Source organism: Streptomyces sp. PA03-1a (assembly GCF_033792805.1).
In the GTDB taxonomy this organism is placed as follows: Bacteria; Actinomycetota; Actinomycetes; order Streptomycetales; family Streptomycetaceae; genus Actinacidiphila.
This window is the reverse complement of record NZ_JARAVO010000042.1, coordinates 18300-41197: the sequence shown is the minus strand read 5'-3', so window position 1 is coordinate 41197 and position 22898 is coordinate 18300. Positions and strand designations below refer to the sequence as shown.

The window sequence follows — 22898 nt, the reverse complement described above, 5'->3', positions numbered from 1 at the left end:
TCCGGCCCCGATTGCGCTACTTCAGTTCGAACTGGTCGCGCAGCAGGCTGGTGCTGAGCCGCAGTGTCCGCCCGTCGGGCAGCGTCTCGAGGACCTGTACGCCGTCGAAGTTGAGGAGCTGGCGCAGTACGGCGGCGAAGCCGTCGCCGCGCGCCGGTGGCATTCCGACGCGCTGTGCGAGCGCGGTCACGGGAAGCGTGCCGCCTGCGTCGAGCAGCGCGGCGAGGGCCTTCTCCACCTGTTCCGGCTTCGGCTTGCGTGCCAGCAGACCGATCTGGGCCTGGTAGGCGTCGGAGGCGAGCAGAGAGGCGATGAGGGTTTCGTCGGGTGACACCAGCATGGGGGTGAGGAGGGCGTCGCCGCCGGTCGTCAGGGCCACGTCGAAGAGGGAGTTGTGGGCCTTGGCGAGTTCGGCCTCCCTCTTCTTCGGCTTGGCGGCGGCCTTCTTCGCGGCAGGCACCGTGATCGCCGGGCGGTCGGCGCGCGCGGGCCGCGTCTGCGGGGACCACCACGCCGGCCGTTGGTCGCCCAGCTCACGCCACCCCTGAGGGGCTTCCGCACCGAACGGCAGGAACGCCAAAACGGGGATGGTGAACTCCGCCAGGGAGGCACCCCCGTGGTAGCCGGCCTTGAGTGCGGTGTAGCGGGAGTCGGCGTCCCACAGTGCGACGATCGACGCTCCGGGTTCGGGCCAGACGACCCGGGGACCGGACAGCGCGATCTCCTGGTCCGCGAGCGGGCCGCCGGGTAGGCGGTGACGAGCGGAGGCCGGGTCGGCGGCATCGGCCTTGGCTCCGTGGCGGTCGACGACGTGCCCGTGGTCACTGGTGAGGATGACCATCATGCCCTCAGTTGCGGCGACGCGAAGCAGTTCACGGAGTGCGGCGACGTCGTCGACGCGCCACGCGCCGTCGCCGAGCTTCTGCTCCTTGGCGAGCCGGTCGTCAATGGTGTTGAGGACGACGGCGACATGGGTCTTTCCGTCGGCAAGCGCGCCGGCGAGTGCCGGGCCGAACGCGTCGCCTGCGGTCTCGGTGCGCAGGTCGTCCTTGTGGAACACCGCGGCCGGGGCACCGCCCCACAGCTTGTGTCCGGAGAACAGCCGCGTCTCGTCGGTCTGCGTGCCCTTCATCAGGGTGCCCGCGAACAGCGACGTGCGGGACACGGCCGTCACGGTGGGCAGGGCGGCCGCCATCGCGCGACGCTGCGGCGCGTCGTGCGGCAGCGGATCGAACTCCGCCCAGGACTGCCTCAGTTCCTCGGCGAGTTCACCGGCGATCGAGGCGCTCATCCCGTCGACGACGAGCAACAGCACACGCCGCCCGGCGGCGTTCTTCACCACCGGCTTCACGACCTGGTCGAGGAATGTCTCCACGGTCAGCATCGTGCCGGGCTGTGTGCCGGCTTCAGTCCAGACCACGAGGGTCCGGGCGAAGGCGCGGTCGATCTCCCGGCGCTGTTCACGGACCCGCGTGCCGAGGGTGTCGTAGGCAGCCTTCAGTACGGGATCGGAGTCGCCGCCTGCCTCGATATGCTCCAGCGCGAGGTCGACCCAGCCGGTCTCCTCGATGTGGCGTTTTATGGCCGCGCCGACGCTCGGCGACTCCACGGCCGGGTCGGAGGCCAGCCACTGGCTGAGCCGCTGCCCCATACGGGCACGCTCGATGCGGGCGCGGGCGTCCGGGGTGGAAGCGAGCTGGTGATCCGCCAGCACGCTGATCGCGTCGGCCGCGGCCTGGGGCTCGCCTGCCGCGAGAGCACGGCCCACGGCGGTGAACCGACCCTCAAGGCCGGCCGCCATCACGGGGCTTGCGGCGACGGCCGCCTCGGCTCCCAACTGCCGGGCCAGCGCGGCTGCCCTGTCGAGGATCGTGCCCGTGATCCGCCGGGCCTCGCGGACGCCGTCCGGTTCGCCGCCACCGCTGCTGCCGCCGGTCGCGAGCAGCGACGACACGTACTCCTCGGTGGTCCGGCCGAAGACGGACACCAGGGCGTCGAGCTGTTCCCCGGTGGCCGGCGGCTGCTCACCGAACCAGCGCTCGGCCCGGCCGCGGGCCCGGTAGGTCTCCGCGTCCGGTACGGCGTGCTGCCACAGTGCCGCGCACACGAGGCCGAACGCCACCGCGTCCGACCCGTGCTCGGCGCCAACAAGCGTGAGCAGGGCGCGTCCGGCCAGGCCGGCCTGGTCGTCCTCGGCGAGGAACGCGGTGAGTCCGGTGCGCTCGGGGCCGCGCAGCTCCAGAAGGCGTTCGGGGCCGCCGCCGCTGAGCGACCAGTGCAGCAGGGTGTGGGCGTCGAGCCGGTCGTCGGCGGGACGGCGTACCCGGCTCTCGGTGTCGTAGCGGCCGAGGCGCAGGCGGCGGAGCGCAAGGGCGGTGAGTGCCCGCTGCCGGGTGAGCCAGCCGCCCGCCACGGGCGGCCAGCCGCCGGGCGGAGTGGCGTCGAGCAGCGCTTCCGCCGCCCAGTTGGCGTCCTTGAGCCGGGGGTCGATGTGCTCGGCGCCGAAGGCCTCGCGCACCACGTCCCAGCTGTCGACGGCCTCTATCCGCTGCTTGTGGACGCGGGCGAGGATCGCCGGGTCGAGTTCGTTCTGTTCCCGGTCGGTGAGGACGACCAGGACGGCGGGGCCCTGGGTCCTGTCCGCGAGGTGGTCGAGTACGAGCTCGTGGACGGCCAGCGGGGAGTGCGCGGCGGCGATGCGGGCGCTGCCCCCCTCGCCCCAGACGGGCTCGGCGGGCCCGTCCCACTGGGGCGCGGACCGCAGCAGGACGGCCCTGCGCTTGCCCCCACCTCCTTCCGTGAGGGAGGCGGCGAGCGACGACTGGGCGGACAGGTACTGGGTGACGGTCGCGGTGTTCAGCCGGACCAGCCCCGCTGCGTCGGCGGTCGTGGTGGTCATCGGTCGACGACCCGCCAGGTGATCTCGACGGTGGCACCCGGCTCACGGGAGAGCAGATCGGCCAGTTCCGCCTGGAGCGCGGCCGCGGCCTGCGTCACCGGCGCCTTGCGTGCGCCCGATCGCTTGACGGGGCCGGAAGGCGTGGCTCTGTCGGTCGGCTGCGGGTTCTCGGACACGGGCGGGTGGCTGGTGTCCGTATTCAGGGAGATGTCGCCCGCGACCGGCGGCGGAGTGGGCACCGGTGGCGGGGTGGCCACCGCCCGGTTGCGCTTCACCAGTGCCAGGATCTCTCGCTGGGTACGGGCGAGGGCGTCGCGCAGGTCGCCGGTTCGCTGGTCGCCACGTGCCACGTTGCGCAGGGAGTCGAGCAGGGCGACTCCCTCGGGGCCCTCGCCGGAGGCGAGCTCGAGGGTGTGCCAGGACGCCGCGGAGAGGGCTTCCGCCACGGCGCGGGCCTGCTTGATGGACGTCCCGTAGCGGTCGGCGCTGACCGCGCCCAGATCGAAGGAGGCGAGCGTCTCCACCGTCTTCTTCGCGCCTGCCGCGCCCTGACCGGAGGTGGAGCCGAGGGCCTTGAGGAGTTCCAGCGAGCGCCGCGCGAGCGCGAGCCGGCCGGCGTCGTCGGTCTCGTCGAGGGCGAGGAAGCCGGAGTGCTCCTCCAACTGCCGTACGAGGTCGGCCGCCGGCTCCTGGAAAGTACGGGCCGACTCGGTGATCTGGCGTGCGAACTGGTTGACCATGCGTCCGCGGCGCAGCGTCGGCGGCTTCTGTCCGAAGATCGTCTCGAACCGCTGCCGCGCCGTGTCCCAGTCGCCTTCGGTGGGCAGGGGCTGGCTGCGCAGCGCGTCGTGGTCCTTGATCTGCGTCGGCTCGGGGGCGGGGTCGAGGACGGTGCCGCCGCGCACCCATACCCGGTCGTCCATCTCGGCGAAGGAGGCGACGACGAGCTTGGCGAGGAAGTCGGGCAGTCCGCGCGGGGACGGCCTGTCGGTCCAGTCGGTGAGGGTGATCAGGCTGAGGTCGCCGGTCATACCCTGGCTGCTGGCGAGCTGGCGGAAGTGGTCGGCCCAGAAGCGGGACAGCTCGAAGTACGCCTCCTTCTGCTGCCCGAGCCGGAGCGGTCCTGCGATCCGCTGCATCAGCTTGCGGTCGGCGGCCGGCACCTCGATCCGCCCGTCGCGGGCCTCGGCCGCGGCCCGTACATGGGTGAACACCTTGCGGGCGTCGGCGGGCTTGACGGCGGTGTCGGTGCCGTCCGGGTCGAGGTTGGGGTGCTCCGGGTACTGGTGGGCGAGCAGCTTGCCGGCCACGTGGCGACTGCTGTCGTGGAGCGACTGGCCGAAGGACAGGGTGAGTTCGTCGACGTCGGGCAGCGCCACCAGGTGGTCGTCGAAGCCCGCCACGACGTCCGCGGCCTGCTTCTGCGCGAGCCCGTACGCCTGCTTGAAGGCGCCCTTGACCTGCTTGAGCAGCGCCTCCCGCTGGGTCTCCAGAAGTCCCTTGGCGCGGCTGCGGTTGTCGGCGTTGAGGTGGCCCGCGTACTGGGTGTCGAAGCGGTGCTCGTCGGCGAGGGCCTTGTCGATGACGACGAGGCGCCGGAAGTCGGCGAAGCGCTGCGCGGACAGGTGTGCGGGCAGCCAGGCGACGGTACGGGACCGCTCGCCCTGCTGGCGCTCGCGCAGTCGCCGCATCCGCTCAACGTCCTCGACGGGTCCCTTCTCGCCCTCATCGAAGGGCAGGTCGACGGCGATCCGCCAGCGGCCCTCCTCCTGCGGCATCAGGTCGTGGTCGGGCAGCTCGTCCTCGTCGGAGAGGTTTCCGAAGACGATCTCGGCGGCGCGGGTGGTGCCGCGCCACACGAAGGCCAGCTCGTCGCTGAACTGGCCGTGGTCGACGCCGATTTCCTCCGACAGCAGCCGCTTGGCGAGGGCCAGGCGGTTGGCGGGGTTGTCGTTGACCTGTGCGTTGGCGATGACGGAGTCCACGTCGACGCCGGAGAGCTCCAGCCGTACGCCAGGGTTGGCGTCGGTGCCGGTCTCCTTGATCTCTGGGAACCGTGCAGCCCACTCCGCGACCTTGTTCTTGATGATGCCGACCTCGCTGCCCGGGATCGGCGCCATGACGGAGCCGTGATTCAGCGCGCCAAGCCGGCGGATGGTCAACTCCGCCAGGGCGGGGACGCTGGGGGCGAGCGCGGAGAGCAGGAGCGTGCAGACGAGCCGGTTGTCACCGACGAACATGCGGCAGCGGTTGGCCAACTGGGGATCGGGGAGGCTGTCGGGCCGGTGGAGGAACTGCTCGACGTCGTCCTCGGTCACGTCGTAGGTGGTGAGCAGGTACGGCCGCAGCTTGGTCTTGTAGAGCTTGTCGGCGGCCTCGAAGACGACCTTCAGGCTGTCGGTGAAGGGCTTGTCGCCGCCCTCCGCGATGACCGGGTAGAGGTCGCCGACCGGTACGAGCTGCCCGAGCCGCAGGTCGTCGCGGTGGTCGGCGAGGAGCTGGCCCATCAGCTTCAGGCCGGTACGGGAGCGCTGCAGCGCGGACGAGATGTGGACGAGGGTGTCCATGAACGCCGGCGAGAAGGGGTACGTCAGCCGGAACGACTCGGCGTCCGCCCCGGTCGTCGCCTTGTCGGAACCGAGCAGGGTGTCCCACACCTGGGTGCCGACCTTCTTCGTCCGCTCGAATGCCTCGTCGACAAGGTGCGCAGCTTCCGGCTTCGGCTTGAGAAGGCGGGCGTGGGCGATCTGCGGGAGGTTGCGGTCCTCGAGCGTGATCTTGTCGAAGCGGCCGGAGGCCAGGTTGAGGGTGTCCTGGATGGACGACTCAGCCGCGCCGGACACCTCCTCGCCGACGAGTTCCCGCAGGTCGCGCTGGCGGGCGATGAACGACACCACGGGAATGGCCCGGCGTGCGTCGCCGCCCTCCACGAAGTTCGTGATCTTGCTGGCTTCGCGGGCGACGAACTTCTGGTCGTGGATGAGCGTGGCGAGCCACAGGATCAGCTCGTCCATGAAGAGGATCAAGCCGTCATAGCCGAGCGATTTCGCGTGCGCGGCGATGACGGACAGGCCGGCGTCGAGGGAGATGAAGCCGTGCTCGTCCTCGGCGGCGTTCTGCGCGAAGCCGGGCAGCAGATTGGTGCTGGCGTCGCTGACGAGCTTGGCGCGCAGCTCGGCGGGGGTGGTCGGGTGGACGAGGTTGAGCTTGTCTTGGGCCTCGTGGTCCTCCTCGGCGGCGAGCGCGGTGTCGAGGAGGGCCGGGGTCCATGCGAAGCCCTCACCCCACTCGTCCTCCTCGTCGCCGCCCGTGGTGCCGAGGCCCCGGATGACGCCCTCGTCGCCGATGTTGGCGCGCATGGCGCGGATGTCGGCGAAGAGCGAGTCCGTCCGGTACACCTGCGGCGTCGATGCGTCCGGGCGCACCTTCTTGATGTGGTTGACGTACCCGCCCAGCACGCGCTGCTCCAGGGCCTTCGCCCCGAGCATGTGGTAAGGCACGAGCAGGAACTTCTTCCCGTCCGTGGTCAGCCACTCGTGCTTGGTCAGAACGGGGTCGAACTCCTTGCGGGCGCGGGCGGCCGGGTTGCCGCTGAGGAGCGCATACAGCACGGCCATGAAGTGCGACTTACCGGAACCGAACGACCCGTGGAGGTAGGCCGCCTTGGACGCGTGCCCGTCGAGCGCGGACTTGATCAGACCGAGGGCCTCATCGAAGTTCTCCAGCAGCCGCTCCGTGACCACATAGTCCTTGAGCGCGTGCTCGGCCCCCTCCGGGGTCGTCGCCTCTGCGAGGGACAACACGAAGTCAGAGGTGGAGATGGACTCCTTGATGTTGATGACATCGCGGAGAAGGGGCGGCTGCTGGGCCATCGTCGGTCTCGCTCTCCTTGCGGCTGGAAGTAGGTGGGTCAGGGCTACTGCTTGGTGGCGGCCCGGCGACCGCGGGTGGCGGCGGCCGGACGCCAGGCCCGCAGGTCGTCGTCAGTGACGCCGTGCTCGCCCTGCTTCGTCTGGCGGTAGCCGGCGAAGAAGTCCGCGGGGGAACCGCTGTAGCTCATGTCGAACTCACCGTGCCACTGGTTCAGCCACGGCTGGAGTTCGAGCAGCCCCGCCAGGAACGGCGTGATCTCCTCGGTCGTCAGCGACTGGTTCGTGAAGTACGTGGCCAGCGCCTGCGCCTGCTCCCGGTGATCCCACCCGGCCCAGCCGTACAGCTCGGGGGTGGCGGTGTTGGCCTGTGCGTAGGAGATGAAGCGCTCCTTGGGCACGTCGAGTTTGCCGCGCGCCTTCCAGTACGAGGCGCGCAGGAAATCCGCCGAGGTGTACTTCGGCGGCACGGGGATGGAGTCGCGGATCTTGCGCTTCGCGGGCTCGTCGGGAGCCGCATCCTCCTGACGCTGAAGGTCCCAGACGTGCTCCCAGTCGGCGCGCTTCTTGAGCCCGGAGGGCTTGTAGCGCAGGGCCGAGACGAACGGGACGTGCTCATCGGTGAGCAGTTCCGCGACGACCTTGGGGAGGTCCTTGCGGGGCGCGTAGAGCTTGGCGACGGAGACGAAGTCCTCGTCGCGCGAGAGCGCGTCTGTGAGCCGGGAGAGAGTGACGAGGGTAGGCAGGCCGTTCTCGTCATACCAGTGGTCCCGGTGCTCGATCCGGTCAAGCAGCCAGGATCGGAGGGCCTTCTCCTGGAGGGCGTCCCAGCCTTCGCCCTCCCAACGCCGCTTGAATTCTGGACGCTCGATCATCCCAATTGCGCGGCTCTTCTCGATGGCTTCAATGCGCCGCTCCACCGCTGCCCTGTATGTGGAAGGCCATTGTTCTGGCAAGTCGGTCACGGCTTTGAAGCCGTGACGCCTAAACCAGTCGGTTGAGGCCACCCCGGCCTCAGCCCTACGCGCCAACACAATCTCGAACGCGCGCTGTCCAGGCTCGATCTCAGGGACACAGGATACGGGTGCACGCAGATCGTCTGCGTGAACGTTGTATAGATTGTATACGTGCCAGTCCAGCTCTTCCTGCATCGCAATCATGCGAGCACGTGTAGTTTCCCAGTTATTTTTGGCGTCTCGAAGGATTCCGGCAGTGGGTGTGGCTTGACTGATAAGGGCAGCGGGACTGGTGGCTACGAGCTGCTGAGCGAGGTCGTCGAGAGCGGTAGCGAGACTGGTGGGGTATTCAACAGGAAGAGGAAACTCCTGCAACTTGGTTCCGGTAAATTCGTAGAACTCCTCCCATTTCTCACCTCGGAGCCCTTCATTTACGCCCCCATTGCCTTTACCATGGCTCACCATTTTGAGCCAGAAGCAGGCGGTTGAGCTGTTGAGTAGTCCGAGCAGCCGTCGGTGATCCTCCTCATTCGCCCCCTCCCGCAACGTGATCACCGGTGCGGTTCGAATGAACACCTGCTTGTCACGGTTCAGTGCGAAGTGATTGTGGGTGGAAACAAAAGGAAAGGCGATGGACAGCGGCGCCGCATACCGCCTCTTGAAGAACATCGAGTACTCAAACCAGGCCAGCCCCCGTTCAATTTGCGTCTTACCAAAAGCAACGCGATCCCGAAGCAACATGCGGAATGGCCAGAGCAGAATCTCAGCGCTAAGTGGAACATCGGCTCCCAGGTCACCCTCACGATAAGGCCAAAGGGAAATAACTGGGTCCACGACAAGGTAGTCCCTAACTTCGGTCCCTTCCACAAGCGGTCGCTGGTAGCTGGGAGGGATGCGGTGTCTCCGCAAGGCACCAGCGCCGATCATGTAGGCGTTGTCTTCCCGAGTGACGGCCCCGGCACCAATCTCATCGGAGATCGATGACAACTTGGCCTGTGCGCCATCGTTCAGCTGCTCGACCATCTCCAAGCCGCCATCGGCCAGGATCCACGGCTGCTTGCCAAAGTACCTACTGCGCTCCAAGTCGTCTACGGACACCCATTGACCCACCGAGCCTGGCTTATCGATCTGGTCCACGATAGCGTTCCAAACCAAACCGTCCTCGCCATTTTCCGGCGCGACAAGCTCCCCCTGCACGCTTCGCACAGTCCGAATTGTCCTTGAACGGCTACTCCCATCATGGCGCTTACCCACCAAGATGACGGTCGGCGTCCCGTGCCCAGGGATATAGGCGCCCGATGTATCGATAACCTCGGTCAGTTCAACTCTATGCGCAAAGAATTCTTCGATTAGCTTCGTGCCAAACTCGCGCTTCATGAACGAGTTTGCGGTGATCTGACCGACCATGCCGAACCCACGTCCCTCGGAATCGCCGCGTTTTGCGAACTCGAAGAACCTCTGCGCGAAAGGAACCGACAGTGCATAGGAACCGCCGCACGCGTCGTACAGGTCCCGGTACAGAGCATTGAGCTTCTTGTCCTTGACTGTGATGTACGGGGGGTTGCCGACCACCACATGATACCGACCTTGCTGCAAAACCCCCGGGTGCTCGTGCACGTCCTCCGTCGCGTACGAGAACTCCGCCAGCGGGTCAGCCCCCTCCTCATTCCCACCCAGCGTCAGCTCCAACTGCCGCGCCTTGATGAGTGAATCCCCCACGGCCAAATGCACCGGCCACTCGTACTTTGACGCCTCCCCCAGCGTCCGCACGCCACTCGCCGCCATCGCGGCGACCAGCAGTCGGAACCGCGCAATAGCCACCGCGAACGGGTTCAGGTCCACGCCGTGCACCGAGTCCAGCGCAGCCCGCACCCGCTCATGCACATCCCGCCCCGGCTGCCTCTCCCCCCACAAACGCACCAGTCGCCGGAATGCGCCCAGCACGAAGTGCCCAGAACCACACGTCGGGTCGATCATCTTCAAGCCCTCGTAGCCGAACTCCCGGACCGCCGGGTCCATGGTGCGGTCAAGGATGAACTCCTCCACGAACTCCGGGGTCTGGAGCAGCGCGTACGTCTTCCGGGCAGCCTCGCTAAGGTCCTGGTAGAGGTCGCCCAGGAAACGCGTGTCCCAGCCCTCCGTACCGTCCGTGTTCAACGGGTCTGTGAAGTCGTGGACGAGCGACCCCGCCTCATCCCGCCCCCGCCAGAACTCGACCAGCTCACGAGCGCCGTCGTGCGAGAGCGGGATCTGGTACAGCGGGTTGTGCCGCTTGTCGAACAGCAGCCGTCCGGCCTGGCCCGCGCCCAGTTCCTCGAAGGCCCGCTCCAGCCAGCCCCGGTACGTCGGGTCCGCGTCCGTCTCCACGTACCCGTCGTACCGGGCCTCCGCCAGCTCCCGCCGGTCTCCGTCCGCACCCGTCAGGTACGGCTCAGGGATCAGCAGGTTGTCCTCGCAGAATCGCACGAAGACGGTCCCCAGCACCCACGCCACCGCGACCTGCGTGACTCGCTCGTCCAGCCAGGAGTTCCAGGTCGCCGCAGTACGCCCCAGCTTGCGCGCCTGCTCGTATTCGCCCTTCAGCTTCGCCCCGACCTCACCGACGGCCTTCACCTGCCGCGCGAGGTCGGTCTCGACCGCCTTGACCTGCTGCTTCAGATCGTCCAACAGAGCTTTGCGGTCGATCACTTGGCGTCTCCTTCGACACTCACAACAACCTCGCCGGACGCCGCCCGGTGGGCGTTGCCCACCCACGTCTCCGGAAGCTGGATCCACTCCCCCAGGCCGGCCTGGTAGGGCACGGCCACCTGCCCGAGCCGCGGCTCCCGCGAGGGGTCCGCCTGGGGCACCAGCAGCCACAGGCCGCGGCCGCCCTGCCGTGCCGCCTCGGCCAGGCGGTCCAGGACGCCCAGCGCGTCGTAGCGCGCGAACACCCCGGCCTCGGTCAGCAGCACAGGACCGCTGCCGGACCCCGAGCCCAGCAGCTCACGCACTCGCGGCTCCACCGAACCCCACGCCGTACGCGCGTACTCCGCGAACTTCAGCGCCCCGCGCGACCCGGGCTCGGCCACGTCTGCCTTGAGCAGCGTCTCCCAGGTCGGCTTCGCGCCCGGTGCGACCAGCCCGTGCATGGCTTCCAGAAACAGTTCGGTCACCGAGACGACGCCGGCCCCGAGCCGTTCACCGGACAGCTCGCGTACCGCGCGCCGCGCCAGGCGCAGCGACACCGTCAGCACCCGGTAGCCGTCCCGCCGCGCCGACGCGAGCAGGCGCTCCTCCGCCCGTACCGCACCCGCCAGTTGCGGGTCGTCCGCGTACCGCGTCACCGAGCCGCCACCCGTGGACTGCCGCCAAGCGCCGCTCGTGAGGTAGCTGGAGGCGTGGTCCATCCGCGTGGGCAAGTAGCGCAGCGTCCTGGTGTCCTCGCGGGTGGACAGCGACAAGTCGAAGCCCGCGTCGCGCAGCGCCTTCGTCAGCGGGCTGCCCGTGGGCAGCCCGTGCAGCAGGCCGCCCCGCCCGTCCGGGACGACCAGCTCGGGGAAGCGCGCCCGGACCCGCTCGTGCACGTCCTCGCCGGTCAGACCGGGCTGGCGGCCCTCGGGCACGCCCGGGATGAGCCGCACGAGGCCAGCCTGCGTGAGGCGCAGCGCCCGCACCAGGGTCAGGTCGCGCGGGTACACCTCAAGGCGGGGCGTGGCCGCGGCGTTCAGGGAAGCGGCTGCGGCGAGCTCCACCATGCGCCGCTCGTCCCACTCGATCGTGCCCGGCGGCACGGTCAGCGCACCCAGTTCGGCGAGGACGGTGGATGCGGTCGGCAGGGTGTCCAGCTTGGCCAGCCGGTCCGCGGTCTTGCCGAGGCGTGTCGCGTAGTCGAGCAGGCCGGGAGCGGTCGGGGTGTCGGGGGCGTCGTCCTGGCGTACGTCCAGGGCCAGCAGGCCCGCACCGAGCATCTCCTCGGTGGCCTTGCGGTTGGGCTGGTGCTGGAACTCGGCCTCTTCAGGGTCCAGTTGTTCGACTTCGACCACGGCCCGCACGGCGGCCAGCGCCAACGCGCGCCGCTGCTCGCGCTCGGTGAGCTGGGTGCCGCGTCGGACGGCCAGCGCGTCGGCGATCTCCAGGGCGGAGGCGACCCGGCCCATGCCGGCCAGAAGATCGAGGATCTCCTCGCGCAGCGCCTGGACGGCCGGGTGGTCCTTCCAGCGCTTGCGCTCCTCCTTGAGCATCTGCGGAATGCGGCCCGCCGACAGGCCCAGGCTCTCCGCGACGTCCTTCTGCTTGGGCCAGACGCCGATGTCCGGCAGGACGCCGTGCTCGTCGGGCAGGCGCAGCAACAACCGCACCATCTCAGCCTTGTTGCGGTTGGCGCCGTTGTTGTTGACGGCCGGGACGAAGATCGTGGCGAGGGTGTCGAGGCTGAGGGAGCGCAGGGTGCGGGGCGACAGGCCGCCCGCGGCGTCGTTGGTCGCGAGTTCGCCGGCGAGGGCGGACTCGGCGGCGGTGAGCTGCTCCAGTTCCTCCTTGGCCTCGGCTCGCCCCTTCGGCGTGAGCGGGGAGACCGGGGTCTCGCGCAGCTTCTCGCCCCACTCGCGCTGGCGCCTCTGGACCTCGTTGCGGGTCTTGGCGCCGAGGCCCGGGGCGTTGACGAGCTTGCGGCGGCTGTAGTCGAGCAGCTCACCGACCGTCGTCACGCCGAGGCCGTAGAGGAAGGACTCGGCGGCGCCCGTGAGACCGGCCACCGACAGCGGGGTGTCGCGGCCCACCTCTGCGGCGAGGCGGTCGCGCTGCTGCTCGGCGGTCTCCGGCTCGGCCTCGGCGATGGCGCTCGCGGTCGGCTCGGCAGCGGCGGCCTCCGTGTGCCGGCTGCGGTGGCTGGAGGGCACCGTCTGGGACGCGTCGAGGAAGATCTTCTTCCAGGCGTCCCGCATGGGCTTGAGCTCGGGGTAGCGCTTGTTCGCGTCCCGGTGGAGGGCCTTACGGAAGAAGGCGACGAGCCCGTCCCGCACGGCCGGGTCACACGCCTCGGCGGCGATCGTCGGGTGCGGCCACTCCTTCTGGTCCGTCATCCGCGGCAGCACAGAGCCGTCGCCCCACTTGGGCAGCTCGCCCGACGCCATCTGGTGCAGGGTGACGGCCACCGAGTACCGCTCGGCGTGGGAGTCGTAGGACCCGCGCGTGATGATGTCGACGAAGGGGTCGAGGTAACCGTCAGTGCCCGCGTCGACGTTCTTCGCGGGGTATCCGGCGAGCGAGAAGTCGATGAGGACCAGCTCGCGCGTGCGGTTGGGCCGGATGCGGATGGCGATGTTGTCCGGCTTGATGTCGCGGTGCCAGACGCCTTCGCCCTCCAGGAAGTCGACGGCACCGAAGAGGTAGTCGCCGTACGCCTCGAGCTGGTCGACCGGGAGCCGTCCGCTCTCGCGGAGCTGCCGGGCCACTGTCTCCTCGCGGCGTCGCGTGCGCGGACCGCCCTCCCCCGGCTCCCCGGCGTCGTCGCGCTCGTCACCGACGTACTCCAGCGCGAGGACCGTGCGGCCCGCGATGTCCAGCGGCTCGGGCTCGACGAGCCGGATGATGCGTGAGTCGGGACGCAGGCGCCCCATGACCTCGGCCTCGCGGGCGAGGATCTCTCCCCGGCTGTCGGACAGGGCGACCTTGAGCACGGCGAGCGGGCGGGTCTTCCTGGCCTCGGCCTGGAGGTCGCGTACGAGGAAGGCGCGGCTGGTGGAGCCGGTGCCGAGGCGGCGGCGGACCTCCCAGCGCGCGGCGAGGACGTCGCCCGCGACGGCTTCGAGGGGGTCCTTCTCGGGGGCGTCGGGTGCGGGGGCGGACGCCGGAGCCGTCAGGGACTCCTCGACGATCTCCAGCATCTCCAGGAACTCATCGACCGTGGACAGACGCTGCTGCGGCCGGTACGCGGTGGCGGCCTGGACCAGTTCGTCGATGTCCTCGGACAGTCCGTCCACGAGGGAGCTGGGGCGCAGGCCCTCGCCTGCTTCGAGGCGGGCCAGCAGCTCGGCCTGGCTGGCGGCCGGGGCCTTGCCGGTGACCAGGAGGTAGGTCAGGACGCCGAGCCCGTACACGTCCAGGTAGACCGGGTCGGCGTTGAGCGCGGTGAGTTCCGGGGCGAGATACGGGTCGGAGCCCTCGGCGAGGTGCATGGCGGACAGCGCGGTGGGCGCGAACCGCGTCATGCCCTGCCCCTGGGACGAGTCGCCGCTGCGCTGGGTGGCGATCTGCCAGTCGGAGATCTGGAGGACCGGGGTGAGCCAGGCCGCCTCCTCGCCCAGGGCCTGCCCCTGCCGGCCGCGGGGGCGGGGCATCACGTTCACGGAGCGGGCGGCGAGGGCCCGGTGGTGGATGCGGCTGGAGTGCGCGGAGCGCATCGTCTCGGCGAGCTGCCGGACGAGCGCCATCCGGCCCAGGATGTCCAGCTTCTCCCCGTACTGGACCAGGTACTCGTCCAGCTTCAGGGTGTCCGGGTGGTAGTCGAAGATCAGCGCGGGGCCGGCGGAGTGCCCGGACGGGTCGTACTGCTTGAGCTGGACGGCGCCGGGGTGCCGGAAGCGGCGCAGGACGGCCGCCTCGCGGCGGGCGGCGTTCTCCACGGACTGCCGGATCGAGGCGTCCGAGCCGCGCTCGCGCAGGTAGATGCGGACCCGGGCGACCTCGGGCAGCTCGCTGTGAATGGCCAGATAGTCGGCCCAGGTCGGACCGGAGTCGAAGGACTTCCGCTTCAGCTCGTACGGCCCGACCTTGTACTCGGCGTCGCTGCGGCGTATGCCGATCCGCTCCAGCACTGCCTTGATCTCGCGGGAGCCGACCGCGGTAATCCGGCGCCGCTCGTCGCGCGGCGGCTCCTTGAGCATGTCGACCAGCTGGCGGACGGTGTACACGCCGTTCTGGTCGTGGGCGGGCAAGCGCACCCGCAGGGAGTCGTCGGTGAAGCAGACGGCCTCGCCGACCCATACCCGCTTGCCGTTCTGGCCGAGCAGGCCCGCCAGCTCCTTGGCCTTCTTGTTCACCAGGTGGAGCGGATTGCCGTGCGGACGGCGCAGGCCACCGGGTGTGGTCTGCATCCAGGTGCCGTTCTCGGAGGTGACCGAGCCGTGCCATTCCTTGAGCTCGACCATGAACATGCCGCCGGGGGCGACGACGAGCAGGTCCACCTCGCGCACGTGACCGGTGTTCGCGGTGAAGGTGAAGTTCGACCAGGCCCGCCATGGATCGGCGTCCGGCAATTCCTTGCGGATCGCATCCAGGCCGCGGCGCTCATGGTCGAACTCGGACTCGGTGACCGTAGTCCACCGGCCTTCCCGCATGGCTTTCCCCGCTCCACGTACCTTCAGGGCCGTCGTTCCATGGTCCAACCCCGCCGGTCAGATCTTAGTGGCTGGATCTGACATGGGGAGGCCCCGTGAAGGGCGGAACTAGGGGACATTCAGTGCACAGGATGCGAGACCCGTGTTCCCGCCGCACGGACGACGAAGGTTCAAACTGGCAGATGCGCCACATATGCGATGAAGTCGGCCCATTCAGTCGGGGAGACAACGAGCCGCGGTCCGTTCCTGTCCTTGGAGTCGCGGACATGGACGGCGTCGAGCCCGAAGGCGACCTCCACGCAGTCGTCACCCTGGGAACCGCTACAGCTGCTCTTGAACCAGTCCAGGTCGTCAGTGGTGCTCATGGGGCTCCTCGTCGCAGTCGTCATGGCGTGAGGTGCGGCGACGCCGCCACGGTGGACGCATGACAACCCCAGCGGACGTCAAGGACTCGCAACGTTCAGCCCCCGTGGCCGTGTTCACGCGGCGCCTCAGCTCCACGCGCCGCGGAGCGCGGCTCGCCCGCCTCCTCGCCGCCGAAGCCCTCACGGCGTGGGGGTACTCCCGGGACAGCGAGCTCGCCATCGCCACGGCGCAGATCGTGGCCGAACTCGCCGCAAACGCCGTGACCCACGGACACGTGCCGGGGCGTGACGTCGAGGTGCAGCTGGCGCTGGACGGCCGCGTGCTGCGCATCGCCGTGTCCGACGCGCGGGGCGAGCAGCGGCCACAGGCCAGCCGAGCCCCGGCCGACTCGGATTCCGGTCGCGGGCTGCCGCTGGTCGCCGCCCTCGCGTCCAGATGGGGCACCGATCCCCGTGCCCACGTAGGCAAGACGGTGTGGGCCGAACTCCAGCTGCCTGAGGATGGCGTCGAGACTGCGATCCAACAGTCCAAATCCGTTGTGCGGTAAGGTTCTTGGCGCTGCGCACCTTCCCGGAGGGTACGAGAGCAGAGTTCTCGGCCTAGTCCGACGGCCGTGGGTACCGGATGACAGAGCCTCCATAGGACCTCACCTCGTGTGAGGGCGGATGCCCGGTAGGGCGACCCCTGCCATTCCTGTCCCACATCCGAGGAGTGGTCCGTGAACAACGCTGACGAGTACAAACCTGCACGTCGCACCGCGATCCGCAAGATTCTGGTCGACGTCGCCGTCAACGTCGTCTCCAACATGCTGGTGGCGGGTCTCGCGGCGGCAGCGCACATGCTCTTCTGAGCAGTCGTGTGGCGGGCCCGGAGAGCCCGTCACACGAACAATGAATTGCTCCGAGTTACACCAGGTTGCCGATTCCAGGCGTGTCACGAAGACCGTCTGATTGCCAAGGACCCGCCCTCAGTCGAACAACACACCCTGCCCCGCCGTCCGAAGTGCCTTGTGGCGGCGGTTACGGCCACGCTTCGGCCGGCTTTGATGGCGTACGCGTGCCTCGGGAGGGAGGTTCCCCCAGGTGGGGCGGAGTCCGTGGATCTGGACCTCGCCCACCAGCTCCTTGAGATAGGTCCGTGTCTCCTCGTCCGTCGAGTAGAGCACCGTTGCGCGACTCGCACGCGTCATCAGAACGTGGTAAGCATTCCGAACGCAACGCGCAAAATCATCATCGTTGAGCCTGCGAACTCGAACTTTCGGGTCGAGAGATCCCGGCTTGGCGACCCGCTGCACTCCTGCCTCCCTTTCCTTTCGCAGCTTGCCGCGCTGGAACACCCACCGCCCGTCGCGGCGCACCATATCGTCTCCCATGATCACACCACACCAGTCCCACTCGAGACCCTGCGCTGTGTAGACACATCCGATCTGCCTGAGGCCGCCAGGGTGGACAGACCAAATATCCGAAGGTGGCGCCCCGTTCTCACAGAATTTATCGCTCGAGGCGTTCCAGGGGCGGTGCCAGTCCCCGATGCGCACATCGAGCTCCAGCCGTCGTTCCTTGCCGAAGGGCTTGGTCCAGGGCCAGCAGAATCCTGCGACGATGCGCGCCGAGGCGCCGGCACCGGCCTCGGCGTGAATGATTCTCTCCATCTCTTCCGGGCTGTCGGCCACCTCGATGTGCATGAGCCCGTCCGGAATCCATTCGCCCGGTTCACCGCTGGCCAGCCCAAGAAGTTCCCGGGTCCAGCGCACATAGGCGTCGCTGCCCCCGCACCTGAACTGCTCCTGAAGCCCGAAACGGGCCATGGGCACGCCTCGTCGCTCAGCAGCCGCCTCGATCAATTGGGGAGTGCCCACCTCGTTCGGCCTCACCGACTGGCTCTCATCAAGGAAGAACACCGTAAGGCGGGAGGCATCCAGCAGTTCGTCCACCTGAGGTTGGGTGCCCTGCTCCTCCCGTGGCCGGTGACGATTGGTCGATCGATCGCGCAGCCGGTGCGCTTCATCACAGATCAGCACGTCCAGCGGAGGATCCGGCGGGGTCACGAAACTGCTGAAGTACGTGAAACTTTTCTTGAATTCCTGATCGCCGTAGCCAACATGCTCCTTCATCGCGCCGTTGAACGCCCGAGATCCGCTTGCGTATTTTACCGACCGCCCGGCAGATTCTAGCTCCGACTTCAATTGCAAACCGATGGCACTCTTCCCGGTACCGGCACCACCGGTGACGAGGACCACGGCACGCCTCGAGTCCGGAAGGAGTTCCCGCTGATCCGGATCGCCAAGAATTCGTCCAGCACTGTCGAGAACGTGCTTCACCACCTGCCGCTGCCTGCCCCGCAGCGTGAAAACGGTGTCTTCGCCACGTGACTTGATCATCGCGTCGAGCAGGGGCGTGTTCCGTAGGTTCATACAACGCATGAATTTTTCGGCCTCGACATCGCTGCCATCCTCGGCAAAGTTCTCCCTAAGGTCACTCAGCAGGGCGGGGCGGCTGTCCTTGGTGTACACACGAGCAAATGGTCCTGTTGGCGCAGTGAAGTCAAGCAAGGGCCGCACCGATTCATCCGTCGCGTTGTGGAGGTACGCGAATCCGCCGCACTCAAACGCAACGTCGACAAGCGGCCCGGCCTCGCTCGTGAAAAGAGAATAGTTCTCGGACAGCTGAACAGCCGGGTGCTTCTTTTCCCCCATCCCAGGCACGTAGACCATCTGAGCCGTCGCAGTTTCAAGCCGCGTCACAGACGACCATCGCTTCAGCTCGACGAGCTGCACCGACATGGTCCTCTCGGTCGGGTGCCGGCCGATCAGAACGACGTCGACCAACCGAGACTGAGCACCGCCCCCAGGCTCGTCAACAGTCGCTGCGCACTCCACGACCATTTCGACGTCTCCGCGTTGTGCGGCCACGAGATCGCAGGCCAGCCCGATGAGGCTCTCTGCCCAAGCCTCCCGTTCGGTGAGCGGTGCCTCGGCCCCCCGAAAGTGCTCCCACCGCGCCGCGAGGTGGGGCACCATCTGCCGCCGCTTTGCGAGGGTGAGCAGGTTGTTCGCAGAGAGCTTCAGCAGAAGCATGGACACGAGATGGATCCCCCAGAGCACGAGTAACTCGTGCGGGTGGGGGCATGTCCGTTTCTCGGAAGCCCGGCGGGCCGCAACCGGTAGGAGCGATCTTAGAGAGTCGATCGTGCATGCGGTTGGCCGCGCCCGACGATCCTTTGGCAGAGGTTTTGCCTCAGACGGAGGCGAGGATTCGCTCGGCCCCCACCAACTCCCTCAGTTTCTCCCTCGTCTCCGGATCCGTCGAGTACACCACCGTGCCAACCATGCCGCGCGTCAGCAGGACCTTGTAGGTGTTGCGGATCAGGCGGTCCACGTCGGCGTCGGGCGTGGACTTCTTGAAAACCGGGTCCTTGGACTTCGTACGGTCGGTGACCCAGCGATCAGCGCGCCAGACCAGGTCGGGACCGATGATGACGCCGGACCAGTCGTACTCGAAGCCCTGCGCGGTGTAGACGCAGCCGATCTGGCCGAAGCCGGCCGGGTCGGTCGCCCACAAGGCAGACGGCGGCGCGCCAGAGATCGCGCGTTCTCCGCGCAGGTTCCAGGGGCGAGTCCAGTCGCCGATCACCACGTCCGGCGGGAGGGGGTCGCCTGGCTTGGGCTCCGGTGACCACGGCCAGCAGTAGCCGGCTGACATCCGGGCGCCGTAGCCCTGAGCGCGGCGCTCCTCGAGGAACGCCTCCATCTCCTGCGGGCTCTCAGCGACCAGGAGCTGCATACGGTCGTCGGGATCCCATGTCACCGAACCGCCGGGCTCCAGACCGAGCAGCCGTACGACCCACCGCAGAAAGGCGTCGCTGCCACCGCAACGGAACTGGCTGTCCAGCGGCACGACGCTGCAGGTCAACCCCTGTCGTTCGGCAGCCGCCTTGATCTCGGCCACGGTGCCCATCTCACCGGGACGGACCACTTGGTGTTCGTCGAGGAGGAAGACGGGCACTCGGGCAACGTCGATGAGCTCGTCGATCTGCGGCTTGCCAGTCCGGTGTGCGGCCGAGGTGTAGCGGTTCGCGGAGGTCTCGCGGATGCGGTGGGCCTCGTCGCAGATCACGACGTCGAGGGTGTTCTGCTCGGCCGTCATGAAGCTGTTGAAGTACTTGAAGAGGTCCTGAACCTCCCGCTTCCGAGCGCCCGCGACCTTGCGCATGGTCTTTGTGAAGGACTGCGAACCGGTGGCGTGCAGGGCCGGCACGCCCTCCCGGTACAACTCACCGAGCAAGGAGAGCGCGATGACGCTCTTGCCGGTCCCCGGGCCGCCGGTGACGACCACGACCTCCTTGTGGTTGGACCGCTTCGCCTTGCGCACCGCGTTGAGCACCATGCGGTAGGCGACCTGTTGCTCGTCGAGGAGGACGAACTGCTCTCGCTCCCGTACCTCCTGTGCAGCCACAGCCATCAGTTGCTTGGACGGAACCGTCTTGCCCGCCTGGAGTTGATCGGCGGCACGGGCCCCCGGGTGCTTGTCGCTCAGCTTCGAACGCAGGTACTCGAGGAACCTGCCTCTGGTCTCGGCAGTGAACAGTTGACCGCGGTCGTCGAGCTCAATCTCGCGCAGGCCGCTGACACCGAACTCGGTCGCGTTGTGGAGGTAGGCCACGCCGCTGACTCGCTTGGGGTGCTCGGCGACCGCGCCGTTGAAGTTGACTAGGTAGTCGCAGTAGCGGCGAACTTGCTCGATGGGGCTGAGCACGGGATGCGCGTAGACGTCCACCTCGCAGAGGGCCGGATCGTCATCGTATGGGGCGGCCTGGCTCCACTGCTTCAGTTCGACGATGACGTAGGACGGCTCTCCGGTGGTCGGGTGCACCCCGGCGAGCACGGCGTCGGCCCGCTTGCTGTTCAGCGGCAGCGCGTACTCCAGCATGACCTCCACGCCGCCAAGCCCTGCATCGTTGAGCGCCCCGACCAGCGCCGGGATGCTGCGCTCCCAGGAGCGGGCCTCGGATGGCCCCGGGCGATAGCCGTGCATGTGGACGAACTGCTCAGTCAGGCGGTGGTAGAGCGACCCGTCGTGGGCCATGACGGCGACTGTCCTGGCCGACTCGCGGAGCAGCAAGGAATTCCCCCAGACAGCACGAAGTGACTCGTGCGGGTGGGGGCATGTCCTTCGAGACTCCACCGAGGTGGAGCGGAAGCCCGTCGGGCCGCGATGACGATGTGATCAAGGGTACCTGTGCGGCAGATGATGGTGAAGGTTCGTCGCACAAGGCTGGCGCGAAGACACTTCCGGCCCGCTTCGCATGCATGGGGAACTAACGAAGCGTGCAGATCATGGGGCGGCCTCCGGCGTGGTTGGCAGCTCCCACGCAGCCGCGTAGGCGTGCGGCACAGACGCCGCCAAGTGCCCAGCCCGCTGTCCCGTCCCCCGACCATGCCGGTCGGGGGACGGGACGCGTAAAAGCCAGTCACGAAGGCAGGGGTTTACCTCCGGCCCTGCGGTGCCACGCAGGTGCGCGGCGTGAAGATCCACATGCCCTTCGTGTGCGTGGCCCCCAGAACGCGGCCCTTCTCGCGCAGCCACGGATAGCGGCCCTGCAGCTCCGCGAAGTTGTCGTTGGTCACGACCACCCCGCCGTACTCTTCGGCGATGGCCGCGACGAGGGCGTCCCCCTTACCCTCGGTGCCTGCCGGCGGCTGAATAATGTCACCCTTGCTCAGTGCCGCGGTGACACCATCGCGTTCGTCCACAGCGACCCTGTGGCGGAAACTGGCATCGACAACCGTGTGGATCTCGGCGTCCGGGTATTTCCTCCTGAGGGCCTCACGGGCTGCTTCGAGCTGGCTGAAGCTGGGCCGGTCATCCTCTTCGTACGTGCCGGGACGGCTGGGCGAGCGGCCGATCCAGGCCAGGTTGGAGCCGTCGATCACAATGGTGCGCGGCACCTCCGGGTCCGGGTTCGACTGTCCCTCGGCACGTGCGGGAACACGCCGCGGCCCGGCCAGGGCCGCCGGGGTGGGGTTGGCGTTGAGCAGGTCGTCGAGTTCTCTGCGGACCTCGGGCGTGGGGCCGCCTGATCCGAAGCTTTTGACCTCCTCGTCGACAACGACGTTGCCCGTGTGCTCCAGAGTGGCCTTGACGTGGAGCAGGCCGTCGGAGTCGTAGGTGTACTCAAGATCGAAGCGGGACTCCTCGCGGACGCGGGGTGTCGGATACTCCAGGGTGAGTTCGGTGAGCTGGACGTTGTCGGAGTGCGAGAGATCCTTGTCGGGATCGCCCTCCCAGATCTCCACGGTGAGCTTGCGCTCGTAGTCGCGCTTCGGTGTGTAGCTCTTGCGCTCGCTCCATGGGAGTGGCGAATTGCGCGGGATGATCTCGCTGAACTTCCTTTGGCCCTGCGCGTCCTTGACGACCGTCCCGAGCGCGTGGCTGTTCGCAACCTGGATCACGCCGACGGTCTGCTTGGCCAGGACCGCGGAAGCGATGGCCGCGCCGCGCGCGACGGCGGTCATCGGGTCGCACAGCTCCGGTGGCACGGGATCGGTCTGTAGAGCCTCCGCGACGGCTGCTCTGACGCTGGGGATCTGGCTGGTCCCGCCAATCATGAGGATGTCGTCTACGTCGAGCGGGGCCATGTGTAGATCCCGCAGGCACTGCTCGACGGGGGCAAGGGCCCGGTCGACGAGGTCGGTTATCGCATCCTCCAGCTCCTCCTGGAAGATTTCGACCGTCTTGCCGTCGGGTGTCGCGATCGTCACGGACGACTGAGACGAGAGCAGGATCTTGCCGCGCTCGATGTCGAGACGGAACTGCCGCTGCTGGGCCGGAGTCCAATCGCGGCGTGCCGGGGCACGGTCGAGGACGAGCTCGCGGAGCCGCCGGTCGATCTCGAGCCCGCCGAGTTCGGTGACGCCACGCGATGCGCGCTCCTCAAAGAATCCGTCGACGTAGTCGAGGACTGTGACGTCGATGGTGCCACCGCCCCAGTCGAACACAAGGATCTGGGAATCCTCCTTGATGTCGTGGACGTAGGAGATGGCCGCAGCAGTCGGCTCGTTGAGGAGTGCCTGGACTTCGATGCCGGCGAACCGAGCTGCGGCGCGCGTTCGGTACCGCGCCGCGCCCGTGGCGTTGGCGGGCACGGTAATCACGGCTCGGTCGATGTCCGTGAGATTGCGCTGGGCGCCTTCCTTCATCGCGTTGAAGACGCCGGCAGCGGCCGTGGTCGCCGCGAAGCGGCGGCCCTGAATCGTGACGTACTCATCGCTCTTCAGGAGACGCTTACAGGCTTCGGCCGCCTCCTCGGAGCGCAGTTTCGCCTCCCAGCCAAAGAGGGGGCCCCGGCGCAGAGAGCTCATGCCCACAACCGAGGGAAAAAGCAGGTCGAAGCCGGGCCTGCGCCAGTCAGCGTCGAGGTTGTGAGTGTCGAGTGGCAGCACCTCGACATCGTCACCCTGCCACTGGGCCACGACGGAGTTCGTAGTCCC

General features: G+C 68.1%; 10 protein-coding genes. 2 read left to right on the top strand and 8 right to left on the bottom strand.

What is annotated here, in order from left to right:
- Nucleotides 1-16 precede the first annotated feature (16 nt).
- The 5 genes from pglZ to PV341_RS12220 form a co-directional block, all read right to left on the bottom strand.
- A complete protein-coding gene (gene pglZ, locus PV341_RS12240) occupies nt 17-2899 on the bottom strand; it encodes a BREX-2 system phosphatase PglZ (RefSeq protein WP_500357705.1) in 2883 nt (960 codons plus the stop codon).
- Nucleotides 2896-6771: a BREX-2 system ATPase PglY gene (pglY, locus tag PV341_RS12235; protein ID WP_500357703.1), complete on the bottom strand. Its 3876-nt coding sequence runs from the start codon at nt 6769-6771 to the stop codon at nt 2896-2898. The genes pglZ and pglY overlap by 4 nt, the downstream gene beginning before the upstream one ends.
- A 44-nt stretch (nt 6772-6815) precedes the next feature.
- The gene (gene pglX / locus PV341_RS12230; RefSeq protein WP_500357701.1) at nt 6816-10412 is read right to left on the bottom strand and encodes a BREX-2 system adenine-specific DNA-methyltransferase PglX; all 3597 of its coding nucleotides are present in this window, start codon (nt 10410-10412) and stop codon (nt 6816-6818) included.
- Nucleotides 10409-15043, bottom strand: coding sequence for a BREX system serine/threonine kinase PglW (pglW, locus tag PV341_RS12225; RefSeq protein ID WP_500357699.1), 4635 nt, complete (start codon nt 15041-15043; stop codon nt 10409-10411). The genes pglX and pglW overlap by 4 nt, the downstream gene beginning before the upstream one ends.
- 170 nt (nt 15044-15213) lie before the next feature.
- Complete coding sequence (locus PV341_RS12220; protein ID WP_500357697.1) at nt 15214-15408, bottom strand: DUF397 domain-containing protein; 195 nt, start codon at nt 15406-15408, stop codon at nt 15214-15216.
- A gap of 59 nt (nt 15409-15467) precedes the next feature.
- Here PV341_RS12220 and PV341_RS12215 point away from each other — a divergent pair, with 59 nt between their 5' ends.
- Both PV341_RS12215 and PV341_RS12210 read left to right on the top strand, forming a co-directional pair.
- Entirely contained in the window at nt 15468-15956 is a 489-nt protein-coding gene (locus PV341_RS12215; protein ID WP_500357695.1) for an ATP-binding protein, read from the top strand.
- Nucleotides 15957-16127: 171 nt separating this feature from the next.
- Nucleotides 16128-16259 carry a DUF6408 family protein gene (locus PV341_RS12210; RefSeq protein ID WP_500357693.1) on the top strand — a complete coding sequence of 44 codons (132 nt, stop codon included), beginning with the start codon at nt 16128-16130 and terminating at the stop codon, nt 16257-16259.
- Between the two features lie 117 nt (nt 16260-16376).
- Here PV341_RS12210 and PV341_RS12205 read toward each other — a convergent pair whose 3' ends face one another.
- The 3 genes from PV341_RS12205 to PV341_RS12195 form a co-directional block, all read right to left on the bottom strand.
- Entirely contained in the window at nt 16377-18485 is a 2109-nt protein-coding gene (locus PV341_RS12205; RefSeq protein ID WP_500357715.1) for a DUF2075 domain-containing protein, read from the bottom strand.
- Between the two features lie 160 nt (nt 18486-18645).
- Nucleotides 18646-20529: a DNA/RNA helicase domain-containing protein gene (locus PV341_RS12200; protein ID WP_500357691.1), complete on the bottom strand. Its 1884-nt coding sequence runs from the start codon at nt 20527-20529 to the stop codon at nt 18646-18648.
- Nucleotides 20530-20894: 365 nt separating this feature from the next.
- A complete protein-coding gene (locus PV341_RS12195) occupies nt 20895-22880 on the bottom strand; it encodes an Hsp70 family protein (protein WP_500357690.1) in 1986 nt (661 codons plus the stop codon).
- Between the last annotated feature and the right edge of the window lie 18 nt (nt 22881-22898).